Below are 12,891 nucleotides of genomic sequence, written 5' to 3'. Positions count from 1 at the left end.
GTTGATTTCAAAAAAACAAATAATTCAACTAAAGCAACAATGAATTATCACTATTTCATTATATAAATATATCTAGAGCGTCAATTTTAGCTATTTTACTGAACCTAGATAGTGATATTAAGTAAGCAAGATATCTCTTGCCGGCACTAAAAAATAAATACTGATATATCAATTTTTTACAGCCATTTTTATCAGTGTTTCTAGAGATAAACTATAAAGATTTTCTTATCTCGCACTTTTTCTTTTTTTAAGTTACTATTATACTAACAAAAAAACAAATAGAGAGTTGGAACATATAATGAATACTCACAAGATGCAATTTGGATGGATTATCGAAGCTCCTAATTATTTGTCGATACTAACAAATAAAGATGAATTAGTTGCTATTGTTTCTGAATATACTACTTTTGGCGACAATCAATCATTATTAATTACGTTGTCAGAAACATCTGCTAAAGTGGCAGTAACTCCTCATTATATTTCTTCTTTAACGATTTCAACAGATAAAAAGATTAAAATAACTACCTCGCCATTCTATGAACAACAAATAGTTGAAATTAAAAAAATGAATTCTGATGGTCAAATTATAGATTAATACTTCTCAAATCTTATTGACTATTAAAAATCATTAGTAATTTCTTTGCTTAAAATTCAAAATCAATTTTATGCTGCTTAAATTGCGTTTTAAGCGATTATACATTTTTATGTATAAAATTGTATAAAATTAGTCGAAAGTCATTTTCAAGACACTAAGGGATGAAAGCAGACTGTTTAAAATGTATTTAACGTTATTTAAACACCTAGACATTTAATATAGAAAAAAATATATCATTAAAGATATATTACTGATATGATGATGTTTAAGGCTGATTCCCTAAAAGGATATTCAAACTACAATTTATGATTAATTACCACTAACTTGTTATATCAGGAAATAGAGAGAGCAAATTTTAGCTATATTACTAAACATAAGCACATCTATTAAGTAAGCAAGATTCAATCTTGCTGAAACTCAAAAATACAAACACATATATATCAACGTTTTGCAGTTATTTATATCACACTATTCTTTAGTGTAAATAAGTTTTTGAGTATTTATATATGTGAAAACAAATAGTTTTCCCCTAGTTTTATTGACTTTTATAAACATAAACGTTTGATACCTCTAGAGGGAATATAAAAAGTGCGTATTGGTCTTAGAAAAAACACGTAGTTTACTATTGATTTTATTGGCTTTTATAAGCCTCCTCATTAGATACCTCTAGAGGGAATATTCCTTATAGAGGTATCTAATGATTTCTATTAATTTCGTCAGTATTTCTAGGGGTAAACGATAAGAATTTTCTTAGTTCAATACGCAATTTTGAATTGATACAAAAAGAGATAATATTCTTAATACATAGAAATAATCCTTATTATCAATGGTTTCTAATAGAAAAGACAGATAGTACTCTCACTATCTGCCTAGAATATCTCTTTTATAAATAACAACTTTAGATGTATAGCTCTCTTCGATATTAAATTTTTGATATAACTCTTTTGTTAATCTCTCTCTTTCTAAATCATATTTATTGTATACATCTACTCGAATTTTCTGGAATTTCCTCTTAGTATCGTTTATTTTCAACCTTCTCGCTTTGGCTAACTTAGAAATAACATCTTTTTCGTATACATATCCTTTTTTTTCTATCTCGTTCATGATAATTTTAACAGCTGTTTTTTCTAACTTCTCACTTGCTTGACTTATATTACTATTGGTCTTACTCATTTTAATCATTTTTCGTTGAATAAGTGGTTCATAGGATTGTGGAAAATCTTGATACGCTTTTTCTTCCCCAAATAATCTATATACTAACTCGTAACTTAGACTACCGACCGTTACTTTATTTTCCCTCAAAATTTTAGCTATTCCTTCACTATTATCTTTATTTTCATCAGTTAAGTTCGTTGGTTCATAAATATTACTAGTCCTTAATTTATTACTGTCTTTCTTTTGTTCCAATATCAAATTATTAAATATATTTTCAGGAATTTCAGCTTCTGGTTTCTTTTTAACCACTTCAGTTACAATCATGTGATACAGAATTTGTCTTGTCCTATCAATACTTATTTTCTTTTTATTGGTAGCTCTAGCTAATTGCTTAGCTAAATTGTTAATACTATAGTAATTTAAATACCGTAACTCTCCATTCTCGTCAGTATATACATAGTCATACATAAAATCTAAAATAATAGGAATTTCTACTTGGTATCTACTAAAGTATTTATATAATTCAGGATAGTTTTCTTCTAATTCTCCTGATTGTAATTCTTTTTTAAATTTTTGGGCGTTAAATTTACTTTGACCTAGTTGTGAAGTGTTTGTTACGGTCGAGCCAGTAAGTTCTACTAATAAATTAACTACTTCAATTGAAGATATTTTTAAATATCTTTCAAGTAAAGAAATAATATTCCCACAATAAGGATGACTTTCACTAAAACATTTATATAAGAATATCCCATATTTTTCAGCATAAAATACTGATGCACTAGGTTCTGACTCTTCATGAAAAATATCAAAAAACGGATTTTCATTAGGTAATTCAAGAAATTCCCTCATATCTAACGATTTAAAGTAATTCATCGCATTATAATCATCAGGAAATTCTTGTTTATAATTGTCCCCTAACTTCTCTTTCACAATATCAAATCTACCTAATTTTAATAATTCATAATTAGGTATAGAATCATCAATCATTTCACCACTTATAGCTTTGACCTCTTTAGAAATATCTGTATTTCTTACCTCTGCTAATTTTGTAGTATCTAACCGATTATCCCAATCAATCACTTCATAGCCACTATTGCTTCCAAAAAATAATCTATTGGTTTGACCAACGCTACTATCTGCTTGTGGATACTTTTTAAATAAAGATTGATAAATCTGTTCTATCACTTGGTTCTCAGTCACCAATTTGTCTAAATGAAAGACCACTCTAAATTTATCAATTTCAGAATATATATCGCTAAATGTTCGATAGATAAAACTAGCATTCTCCTGCATAAAAGAATCGGCTTCTAAATCTTCAATCGTATATAAATTATTCTCATCCTTGTTATCAAAATCTAACATTACAACTTCTTGTCCTACTATTGGTGTCATTTTTGATAACTTATTCTCTGATAACTCCGCTAACACAACGGTTTTTCCATTTACAGACAATTCTTCCGCAAACTCTTGAATAGTCATTTCTCTTAGATTATTTAAAATAGTATTAGAAATCTTCTTTACTTTGTATTGGTCTGGTTTTTCTTTATTTAAAATATTACTTAAATACACTTTCATACTCACTATCCTCCAACATTAACAATCTACCATACTTTCTAACGATTATTTTTTCTAATAATATAGTTTTTTCTTCTGTCAATCCACGTCTCCCTTTTCGAAAATTGTGCAAGTTTTGGTTATGAATACCGATTGCCTTAGAAAACACAGTCATTTTAACTCCGTAAATTTTATCTAAGATATGTAGCAAAGCTTTTACCTTTTCTTGTTTCTCAATCAATTCCTCTTCTGTTAATTTTTTTACATTCATATATTTATCCTCCATTAATTATTTTATTAATCATTGTTGCCGGACTATATCATCATTTCAATCTGAAGTAAAGTAATTCTGTCACAATCGGACACTAAAAAATAATTAGTGGCTTTTTATCAAAAATCGTCTTTTATAACCTCCCTTTTTCTACGACTTTTTTAAATAGATAAAAAGAACTTAATAACCTTGATATATCAAGGTTTATTCTAATTATATATATATCTACATACTAAAAAAACACCTCTCAGATTCATTTAAGCGTAGAATTACCCACAAAAATTTTTTCGTGTCGTTTGAGAGGTGTTTTTTCAAAAATAGTGCTTTAAAACGTTGATATAACAATAATCTATTAAATCTGTCAACAAAGAGAAAACCATTGATAAATAAGGCTTTTTAAAGGGTCATTTTTTAAGTGACTTTTTACAAAAATTTTAAGATATTTTTTACAAAAAAAGAGACATGATTTTACTCATATCTCTTTAAACAATTCTTTTTCTTTAGTGGCCATATGTTTATCCCAAAGTAACTTCACAAGTTCATCAGATACTAATAAACGTTCCTGCTCTTTTTCTGAACACTTGGTAAACTCTTTATATAATTCATTGGCTATACTGTTTACGACTATCTGTGAAATTGTCACATTTGCTTTATAGAAAGTTCTTTTCACTTTATGGAGGACATATTTTTTCTGAACTAATTTATCCATTGACTTTCAACACGCCTAAACTTTCATTTGCCTTTTCTCGATAACTGGCTAGATTGTCATTAGTTAAAGGGGATATATAAATATATTCTGTTTCTTCTAATACATTCCCTTTTTCATCAATAATACTATATTTACCATCTTCAGATACTGTCATCGCTGATAATCCATTGTCGTTATATTGTTGAATAGTATAGGCAAATGGTTCTTTGATAATTTCACCAGTATTTACATTAATCAAACCATATTTGTCATCTTTTGCTAATTTATATGGAGCAATGCCATTAACATTAGGCTTCTTAATTTCAAAGGCAAACGGTTCTTTAATAATTGTTCCATCGGATGAAATAATCCCTTTTTTTCTTGGTGTAAAATCAATACTAGATGGGGTCGAGCCATCAGGTGTTACTTTTTCATTTAAATCTTCAAAAACATAGTTTTCTGCTTCACCAATATCTCCTAAAAATTCACCGTCACCAATTGGTGTTTCAATGCCATAATCAACAAATTTAACAATTTCTATATTTGATGGATAATTGTAACTTGTATCAGAATCTAAATCATAAAATGTCCAAATCGCAGGGTCATCAACTAAACCACTTGTATACTGTCTGATAAATAGACGATTTTTATCGTTTATATTTGTTGCTGTATCTAATTTGACTGTATTGATTGTTTTAGTGGCTATATCTTTTTCACCACTACGGCTATCACCACTGTCTTTCAATTTTGCATCATAAATCTGAACAGAAGTATCATTAACTGTCTTGCTATCATTCATTTGGTCCAGAAGTGTGAAATAGCCATTTTTATTTATATCGCCTGACATACTACCATGTGCGGTTGAAAATCTCTTTTCTCTATATCCGTTAGCTAAATAATTAATTGTAACTCCTGACCAATCACGATAAGGAATAATTTCATATTTCCCAGAAGTTAATGTATTTATTGACACATCATTATCAACTGTTCGTTCTCCTAAACTAGTCTTTGCCAGTTCAGCATTTTCATCTAAATAAGTAGAATAAATTTCATATTCATTCACATTATTTTCTATTACTGCTGTTCCATTTACCTTTTTTGAATAACCTGTTTTCAAGGAATGTGCCAGTTCATCTCGTTTCTTATCAGCATTTAAAATGGAATTTTTTTCCTTTAATGATGTATCATAAATTGTCCAATTATACGAACTGTCATCTCCAGTTTGACCGATTACTAGTTCATTTTGAACATAAATCGTATCGTAATCTGTCGCTGTTTTTGATTGAATAATTGATTCTTTTTCTTTAGTATGGGTTGTTGATTCTACTGTGGATGATTGAACTTCTTTACTATCTTTAGTATCTTGCACTTTCCCACACGCACCTAACACACTAAATAATAGTAAGCCAAGACTTGCCATTTTTACCCATTTTTTCATTTTATTCACCTCTCCTGTTATTTTTTATTTACTTTCACACCAATGAACAACGCTACTGCGATAAAACAAAACAAGAAAATCGGATGATTCATCAAAAATTTAAATCCTAAAATTAAGATACCTATAATAATTGCAAACCCAATTAACCAGCTAACACATCCAACCAGACAACCACCTTCATCTTTATCGGGAACTTCTACTGCATCTTGAATAATTATTTTTACCCCATCTTTTAATGCCATTTTTTCAATCCTTTCTCTTCTTTTGCTGCGTGAATCAAACGTTCGTTAAAAACAAACAAAAAAGGCTGATATTTCCGAATACAAAAATTCAGATTTATCAACCATTCTATGTATTTATATTTTTTTGTGCTTCATCGGTAACAAACGAACGTTCATTACCGGCAATCATTATATCAGATTCTATCTAATGATGAAACCATCATCTGGTTAACTGATACCGTTTTTTTATATTATATACTGTTTTAACACAAACGTCACATTTTTCTGCAATTTCTTTTTGCGTTAAATCTGTTTCTACATATAACTTTTTAATTTTATGAATCGTTCTTTGGTCTAAACCTTTATTGCCTAATTGTACCCCATTTTCTTTTAAAATTGCTAATGCTTCTTTGGTTCGTTCAGATATATAGTCTGCTTCAAGTTCAGCAATCGCTGAAAGTATTGTAAAAATAACCTTTCCCATACTTGTTGACGTATCAATATTTTCTTTAATACTGATTAAATTAATTCCTCTTTCTTGTAATTCACTCATAATGTTGACCAGCTGTTTAGTAGAACGTCCCAAACGGTCGATTTTATAAATCACTAATGTATCTCCTTGTTCTAACACTTTCAGAACTTTATTTAGCTCTTTTCTATTTTCTTTCCGACCACTCACTTGTTCAACGAAAAAAGAATCAATTGCATAACGATTAAGAGCTTCTTTTTGAACCTCTACTCCTAAGTTTTGATTATTCTTACTAGTCCGAATGTATCCAATTATTTTTGTCATAATAGTTTCCTCCCTTCTTTTATAAATTTTAGTTTATTTTAAAATACCTATTTTACCTATAAAAAATACCGTAACATTCTTTCAATGCTACGGTATTTGAAACGCATTTAAATATAGAGGTTATTTAAAATGGTTATCGTCAAGATACTTATATTATTACATCCTGATAAGAAGTTGTCGAGTAAATCACTTGTGCCTTTACTTTTCTATTATTATTCAGAAAACACCAAAAAAGCTCTTATAATAAAGGAATAAGCAAAATTAAAAACACTCTATAAAATTGATTTCTGATAGGTACTTGCTATAATTTATACTACAATAAAATAACAAAAAGGAGGTCATTTTTTATGACAAATGGAACAAGTCAAGGACTATTTATAGTTGTTGCAATAATTATATTTGGTATTTTTATAGCTATTAGCTATTTACTATTTAGAGATACTTTAAAACCTAGTTTATCGACAATATTTACTGACAGTTTAGAGCAAGCAGAAGGTAACTTAACAAGAGAGACTCCTTCCCCTCAATATCCAAAAATTACAGAAGAACAAAAGTACGTTAAAATTAGAAGTGAAAATAATAGAACAGGTGAAACAGAAATCTGGGTTGAAATTTCTCAACTAGAAGATGGAACGCTATCTATAGATAAGAGTTCTAATTATAATGGAGATTATCTATACGGAAATTCTAAAATGACTGGAACATTAGTATTTCCAGATAAGATTCATGATATCCCAGTTACAAAAATTAAAAATAATGCTTTTCAATCAACCAATTTAAATGGTAAGATACAATTTCCAAAATTCTTGACGGAAATAGGGAGTTCTTCATTTGAAAAATCTGCACCAACCTCAGTTGTTTTCAATGATGGTTTAAAGGTTATTGGCGATAGTATTTTTAGTAAAGCATACTCCTCTTTTGAAATAAATTTACCTGATTCTGTAGAACATATTGGTAATAATGCGTTTAGTACTGTTATGAAGCTTCGTGGAGAATTAAAACTTCCTGAAAATCTAAAAACAATTGGTAGAGGGGCATTTGCAAATTCAAATTATTCAGGGGAATTAATTATCCCTAAAAATGTAGAAAGTATAGAGAGCTTAGCTTTTCCAATTACTAAATTTAGTAAAGTAACTATAAAAAATCCTAACACAAAAATAGCTAACAATAGTATTAAAATGCAGGATGGTACTTGGTTTTCACGTTAATTTCAAAACTCCTTTGATAATTTGTCAAAGGAGTTTTGTTATTAATTACATTTTTTGTCAACAAATTTTATACATAACGTTCAAATTTCCATCACCAAAATAACGATGCTATAATAGAATTATAGGGAGCGTAAAAAAGGATAGTTACGAGATGGATACTTATAAGAATTAATATTTTTTTATTAAAAAATGAACCCCTACGTTAACCCTACATTTCGTAGAATACATAGTTTGCATAAAGCCTTCACGGACCCTACGTATTCCCTGCACATCTAATTTTCTCTTAAGTATCCATTTTTTCTATGAAATCATCAAAATATGATTTAAAACATTGCTAAATCAACTTTTTTAACAGATGAGAACTTTTTGAAAACTTTTAAAATTGAGGCTGCTTTTCAAAAAAATCGAATGGAAACCTCCACAAAATTTTCAAAACACGAGCTGCCAAAAAAAATTTTCCATTTTATAATTCATTTTGAACACTAAAAATCCATCATAAGTTTGATGGAAAACTCTACTCTTCATCTAACTAAAAATCGATAGTTTAAAGAGTAGAAAAATTATAACTAGTAAACGAAAAAATAATCGGAGGGAGTGAACATGAGTAAACAAACAGTCAACATAAGAGCCATTGACACAGAGGAGTTATTTCAAATTATCCACGCAAGTAATGGTATTTATCAATCTACTTTAGTCAAACTTCTACAATGTAATAGAACGAGCCTTGAATCACGTCTAAAAACTTTAAAACAGAATGAACTCATTCATAAAAAGAAATCAAATAAATACTTCTGTTATACGAATAAGTATGATTTTCAAAATATCCAAGCATTAGATAAACAAACAGAGCTAGTTTCATTGTTTATTGAGTTAGGTTTTTATACAAGTCGCATTCAAGTATTAACAAATGAAAAAAAACAAAAACAACTGTATCTCTCGGTTTTTACTTTAGGTAACCGTCTGTATAAGTCTTCTGATAAGTTAAAAAATCAAACAAGAGACTATCATAACATGCTAGGATATAATAGTCAGAAGGAATTTTTTACTCAATTTAGAAACAATAGATTTACTTCTTTTCCTGTTAAAATTTCAAATATTGACCAGTTGTATACCGATAACTACTTCACAACGAGTTTAGATGTTCCTGAAATTCTAGTAATTCCAACCAAAAAAGTATTATCTTCTATTGAATCAAAACTAAAAGATGTATCCTATTCCAATAGAGTAAACAAAAATACTGAATTTATTCGAGAAGATATTCTTATTTATATTTCCTCAGAGCAAAAATTACTTTATTTCTTTAAAAATAGTCAATATCAATATGAATCTAAAGAAATTACTACCCCTATTGATTTTTTCTATTATTTAACTAAATATTCTTACTCAAAAAATTCAATTTATTCGTCAAATGAGTCTAAAGATTTAACAGATGCAATAAATTTATATCGAATCAGTCTTTCCAATAAACGAAAATTTAATACAATTAATAAAAAATTTTCCAAACAAAAAGCACAATCTTAATTGACTGTGCTTTTTTGATTATTGAAATGGATTAAAGTTATCTAGACTTGATTGAATCTCCTCTTCTTCAATACCTATATATTTTAAAGTAACACTTTGCGAACTATGATTTAGAATTTTCATCAACGTAGTTAAATCTTTCGTTCTCTTGTAATAAAAATAAGCAAATGTTTTTCTTAATGTATGCGTACCAACGTAATCCAACTCTAACAAATCAGCAGTTTTTTGCATGATTTTATAATACTGATGGCTTGCCAAATGTTTCGTATTATCTCTAGGCGATGGAAACAACCATTCACTTTCCCCAACATGTTCTTCATCCAGATATTTAATGATTTGATTCGTTAATTGCATTAGATTAAGCGTTCTTTTCTTCCCTGTCTTTTGTTCAATAATATCCGTTTTCAACTTACCTTTTACATCTTCAACTTTCAGATTCAATATATCTGAAATTCTTAATCCCGTAAAAACCCCAAAAGTAAAAATGGTATAGTCTCTTTGCCCATGTTTATTTTTTAACAACTCGTTTGAAAATTCTTTTAAAACTTCTGTTGACTTAATCGGTTTTACATTAATAATTTTTTGTGCCATAACGAACCTCCATGATTAATTATTCATGGATACTTTCTATCTCATACATATTAAAACTATCCATCTTTACCAAAGTCCAATCATAGGCGTTGATAGAATAGGTTTTCCGATGGATAGAAATGTAAGAAGTATCCATTTGAGGTCCTTTATAGCATCGTTATTGGAACCTTGCAAATTTGTAGAACATGAAAAGCTGACGCTAAATCTTATTTACTAATAACTTTTTTACTTATGAGAGTATAAAAATGATTGCAAACACTCTGGTGTAATAGCATACTGTGATAATTCCGTTAATTTATTACTAGTAATTGTTAAATGAATGCTTCTTTTCATAACCCCACTAGTCTCTCCGTCATGAATTCTATGATTTTCATTTTTAATATTTTTGTTTTCTTTTTCTTTAATAAATTTTAAAACACTAACAAATATATCCAATTGATTTTTTCCTCTGAAGTCATTCCAAAAATTTTTTCTTTTAGTAAAAAATTTCTTAGCATTGTCAACCTGAATATCATTTACTTCTAGCTTCTCTCTCATTTCTTGTACTGTAGAATCATATTTTTGATGTTTAACCAATCTATGTTCTTCAAGTTTAAAGAGATACTTTGTTGGATAATCAGACAACTTTAAAACACTATTAGAAATTCCATTTTCCCTTTTTATCTTTCCTAAAGCATTGTATTCTAAAATACCTTCATTAAATGATTTAAAGATGCTCTCCATTAACTGCTTATACTCATTAAATTTTTCTGTATCTTTCTTCACACAAAATTCTACGCTGAGTATATCTTGAAATGTTTCCATATTTACATATAAATTTTCAATTGAATAACAGGGTGTAACATATAAGTCATTTTCCTCACTTTGTTGAAAGTCATAATCTCTATCTACAAAAAACATTAATTTTAATTTATCATAGCTAGTATTGCCTCTAAGTTTTTTATATAATTTTAATACGTTTTTCTTTCCATTAGAATCATAGCATCGATAAGTACCCTTACCCAAATATTGTTGAAAACGTGAATGATAATATTTCTCATCTTCACCTTCTATAAAACAAAAATATGTGTAATCACTATGCCTATATTCATTAATAAATTCTTGAAAAACGGCACCAAAGACTTCATTTTTAGATTCTTTCATCTCTGTTAATAAATCACTCATAAAAGTCAGAAACCACCTTCACAACTTTCTCTATTTCAGATACTTCATCTTCTAATTCATTATCAAAGATAAACGGAGAATGCGTTACAGCAATTAATTTCTCACATTTATCACTTTTAATAATATCGGGTAAAAGTTTTCTTTGCCATAATATAGAAAGTGATAATTCTGGTTCATCAATTATAATAATTGTTTTTTCTTCTAGTTGTAAATATAACTGTGAGAAGATTGAAACTATCTGTTTTTCACCTGAAGACAACTCTTCCAAAGATATTTTTTTCTCCTGAAGGTCTCTTTTTAAAAATACATCAACAGTTAAAGTGCTTTCATCATAATAAAAATATTTATCTGTAAAATAGTTGTTACAAGTATTAGTAAATTTCTTTATCTTATCATCGTATACTTTCTGATTTTCATAGTTTTCTATTAATTTATTCAATAAATTAAGTAAATAATTATAGTGTGGTTCATTATAGAAAGACTCATTTTGAATTAACCTTAAAATTTCATTTTTATCGCTAGTATCAATTTGGGTACCAACTCTTTCAAGAATAATCTCAACAACTTCACTATCCAAGGCTTCTTTTGAAATTACTAAATTATCAGCACTTATGTATTGTTTTAACAACACTCCTGTCATTTCAGAAAAGTCTCTCATGGCTTCTTGACGTATATTATCTAAAATAGTATCTATTGCTTTTTGAACATCAGACATACCGAATCTTATTAGAATTCCTGAATCCTCAATTTTTTCAGAATCAAATTCTTTAAATTCATTCTCAATACGCCTATAGGTTGGTAAATATAATAAATTATTGTTCTGCAATAAACCTCCTAAATTTTTATCGAATTTTATTAATTCAGAAAAAATTTCTTTCCTACTTAGACTTTCTGTTTCGCCATTAACAAAAAGGTTATAGTCTGAATTTTTCATGTTATTTATCTCGTCAAGTAGTCTCAACTGTTGTTCAATATTAAATTCCAAATGAGTTTTCCTATTAATATTTTTTTTAAATTCAACTAACTGTTTTTTCCTAGAATTATACTTTTTATTTTCAAAATATTGTACTAGTTCTAAATTTTCATATTTTAAAGATATTTCTTTACCACTACTCGTTTTTATTGTTATTTTTTTAAAATCATATTTTGTAAGTTTTGCGTATTCTTTTTTCAAAAGAAAGTAAATAATGTTCAAAATTGTCGTTTTCCCTAATCCATTCTCTCCGACAAATAAATTCGCTTTTTTATCTAAAGGAATACTAACATTATAATATCCATGAAGACCCTCTATATCTATCTGTTTCAAATTTATTCCTTCATATTCATTCTTTTCTTGCATGATATACTCACTTCCTGACTATTTTTCTATATTCCCATAAAAAACTCTCTTATATTATAAAATAACTTGAAAGAAAAATCTAAACAAATTCACTTTCAGTATTGAACATTGAAGCAAAGGTATATTACGGTTTATACAAGCGAGTTCAATAAAAGTACGTCTCTCTAAAAAAATAAAATACACTAAAATCCAACTCAAATTAGCAAAAAAACAAATATATTATCTTACTTTTTGAAATAAAAAATCCAAATAAATTTTGATATTTTTTTCATTAAGTATCGCCCATGTGCTCGGGTCAGGATAGTATTCTAAGGGGGTCCGCCTTTCTTCTTCCGTTTGTAAGAATAAGAATG

Annotated in this window: 12 protein-coding genes; 3 read left to right on the top strand and 9 right to left on the bottom strand. The window is 28.1% G+C overall.

The window, feature by feature from the left end; all coding sequences use genetic code 11:
• The first annotated feature begins 313 nt into the window (after positions 1 to 313).
• Positions 314 to 595, top strand: coding sequence for a hypothetical protein (locus tag IGL42_RS02285; protein WP_226869258.1), 282 nt, complete (start codon positions 314 to 316; stop codon positions 593 to 595).
• 861 nt (positions 596 to 1,456) lie between these two features.
• Here IGL42_RS02285 and IGL42_RS02280 read toward each other — a convergent pair.
• The 6 genes from IGL42_RS02280 to IGL42_RS02255 all read right to left on the bottom strand — a co-directional run bounded on the left by IGL42_RS02280 (position 1,457) and on the right by IGL42_RS02255 (position 6,715).
• Entirely contained in the window at positions 1,457 to 3,325 is a 1,869-nt protein-coding gene (locus IGL42_RS02280) for a hypothetical protein (protein WP_002402275.1), read from the bottom strand.
• On the bottom strand, positions 3,306 to 3,575 hold the full coding sequence (locus tag IGL42_RS02275; RefSeq protein ID WP_010829372.1) for a hypothetical protein: 270 nt from the start codon (positions 3,573 to 3,575) through the stop codon (positions 3,306 to 3,308). The genes IGL42_RS02280 and IGL42_RS02275 overlap by 20 nt, the downstream gene beginning before the upstream one ends.
• A gap of 472 nt (positions 3,576 to 4,047) precedes the next feature.
• The gene (locus tag IGL42_RS02270) at positions 4,048 to 4,284 is read right to left on the bottom strand and encodes a hypothetical protein (protein WP_002402273.1); all 237 of its coding nucleotides are present in this window, start codon (positions 4,282 to 4,284) and stop codon (positions 4,048 to 4,050) included.
• Positions 4,277 to 5,701 carry a hypothetical protein gene (locus tag IGL42_RS02265; protein WP_002402272.1) on the bottom strand — a complete coding sequence of 475 codons (1,425 nt, stop codon included), beginning with the start codon at positions 5,699 to 5,701 and terminating at the stop codon, positions 4,277 to 4,279. The genes IGL42_RS02270 and IGL42_RS02265 overlap by 8 nt, the downstream gene beginning before the upstream one ends.
• 17 nt (positions 5,702 to 5,718) lie before the next feature.
• Positions 5,719 to 5,943 carry a hypothetical protein gene (locus IGL42_RS02260; protein WP_002402271.1) on the bottom strand — a complete coding sequence of 75 codons (225 nt, stop codon included), beginning with the start codon at positions 5,941 to 5,943 and terminating at the stop codon, positions 5,719 to 5,721.
• Between the two features lie 199 nt (positions 5,944 to 6,142).
• Positions 6,143 to 6,715: a recombinase family protein gene (locus IGL42_RS02255; protein WP_002402270.1), complete on the bottom strand. Its 573-nt coding sequence runs from the start codon at positions 6,713 to 6,715 to the stop codon at positions 6,143 to 6,145.
• A 347-nt stretch (positions 6,716 to 7,062) separates the two neighbouring features.
• On the opposite strand from IGL42_RS02255, the gene IGL42_RS02250 reads away from it, so the two are divergent.
• Positions 7,063 to 7,923 carry a leucine-rich repeat domain-containing protein gene (locus tag IGL42_RS02250; protein WP_002402269.1) on the top strand — a complete coding sequence of 287 codons (861 nt, stop codon included), beginning with the start codon at positions 7,063 to 7,065 and terminating at the stop codon, positions 7,921 to 7,923.
• 600 nt (positions 7,924 to 8,523) lie between these two features.
• The gene (locus tag IGL42_RS02245; protein WP_104844499.1) at positions 8,524 to 9,444 is read left to right on the top strand and encodes a hypothetical protein; all 921 of its coding nucleotides are present in this window, start codon (positions 8,524 to 8,526) and stop codon (positions 9,442 to 9,444) included.
• A gap of 18 nt (positions 9,445 to 9,462) precedes the next feature.
• On the opposite strand, the gene IGL42_RS02240 is transcribed toward IGL42_RS02245, so the two are convergent.
• The 3 genes from IGL42_RS02240 to IGL42_RS02230 all read right to left on the bottom strand — a co-directional run bounded on the left by IGL42_RS02240 (position 9,463) and on the right by IGL42_RS02230 (position 12,538).
• Positions 9,463 to 10,035, bottom strand: coding sequence for a site-specific integrase (locus IGL42_RS02240; RefSeq protein WP_002402266.1), 573 nt, complete (start codon positions 10,033 to 10,035; stop codon positions 9,463 to 9,465).
• 225 nt (positions 10,036 to 10,260) lie between these two features.
• Positions 10,261 to 11,199, bottom strand: coding sequence for a DUF4435 domain-containing protein (locus IGL42_RS02235; RefSeq protein WP_002402265.1), 939 nt, complete (start codon positions 11,197 to 11,199; stop codon positions 10,261 to 10,263).
• Positions 11,192 to 12,538 (bottom strand): ATP-binding protein, encoded by a 1,347-nt coding sequence (locus tag IGL42_RS02230; RefSeq protein WP_002402264.1) that lies wholly within the window; start codon positions 12,536 to 12,538, stop codon positions 11,192 to 11,194. The genes IGL42_RS02235 and IGL42_RS02230 overlap by 8 nt, the downstream gene beginning before the upstream one ends.
• Positions 12,539 to 12,891: the final 353 nt, after the last annotated feature.

Source organism: Enterococcus sp. DIV0712 (genome assembly GCF_050554855.1).
Taxonomy (GTDB): Bacteria; Bacillota; Bacilli; order Lactobacillales; family Enterococcaceae; genus Enterococcus; species Enterococcus faecalis.
The sequence above is the reverse complement of the archived record's forward strand: the minus strand, read 5'-3'. Positions and strand labels throughout refer to the sequence as shown.

Excerpts from the sequence above, each read along its gene's own strand:
- IGL42_RS02230 (WP_002402264.1), bottom strand. The coding sequence starts at position 12,538 with ATGCAAGAAAAGAATGAATATGAAGGAATAAATTTGAAACAGATAGAT.
- IGL42_RS02285 (WP_226869258.1), top strand. The coding sequence starts at position 314 with ATGCAATTTGGATGGATTATCGAAGCTCCTAATTATTTGTCGATACTA.
- IGL42_RS02245 (WP_104844499.1), top strand. The coding sequence starts at position 8,524 with ATGAGTAAACAAACAGTCAACATAAGAGCCATTGACACAGAGGAGTTA.
- IGL42_RS02260 (WP_002402271.1), bottom strand. The coding sequence starts at position 5,943 with ATGGCATTAAAAGATGGGGTAAAAATAATTATTCAAGATGCAGTAGAA.
- IGL42_RS02250 (WP_002402269.1), top strand. The coding sequence starts at position 7,063 with ATGACAAATGGAACAAGTCAAGGACTATTTATAGTTGTTGCAATAATT.
- IGL42_RS02235 (WP_002402265.1), bottom strand. The coding sequence starts at position 11,199 with ATGAGTGATTTATTAACAGAGATGAAAGAATCTAAAAATGAAGTCTTT.
- IGL42_RS02240 (WP_002402266.1), bottom strand. The coding sequence starts at position 10,035 with ATGGCACAAAAAATTATTAATGTAAAACCGATTAAGTCAACAGAAGTT.
- IGL42_RS02270 (WP_002402273.1), bottom strand. The coding sequence starts at position 4,284 with ATGGATAAATTAGTTCAGAAAAAATATGTCCTCCATAAAGTGAAAAGA.
- IGL42_RS02280 (WP_002402275.1), bottom strand. The coding sequence starts at position 3,325 with ATGAAAGTGTATTTAAGTAATATTTTAAATAAAGAAAAACCAGACCAA.
- IGL42_RS02255 (WP_002402270.1), bottom strand. The coding sequence starts at position 6,715 with ATGACAAAAATAATTGGATACATTCGGACTAGTAAGAATAATCAAAAC.
- IGL42_RS02275 (WP_010829372.1), bottom strand. The coding sequence starts at position 3,575 with ATGAATGTAAAAAAATTAACAGAAGAGGAATTGATTGAGAAACAAGAA.
- IGL42_RS02265 (WP_002402272.1), bottom strand. The coding sequence starts at position 5,701 with ATGAAAAAATGGGTAAAAATGGCAAGTCTTGGCTTACTATTATTTAGT.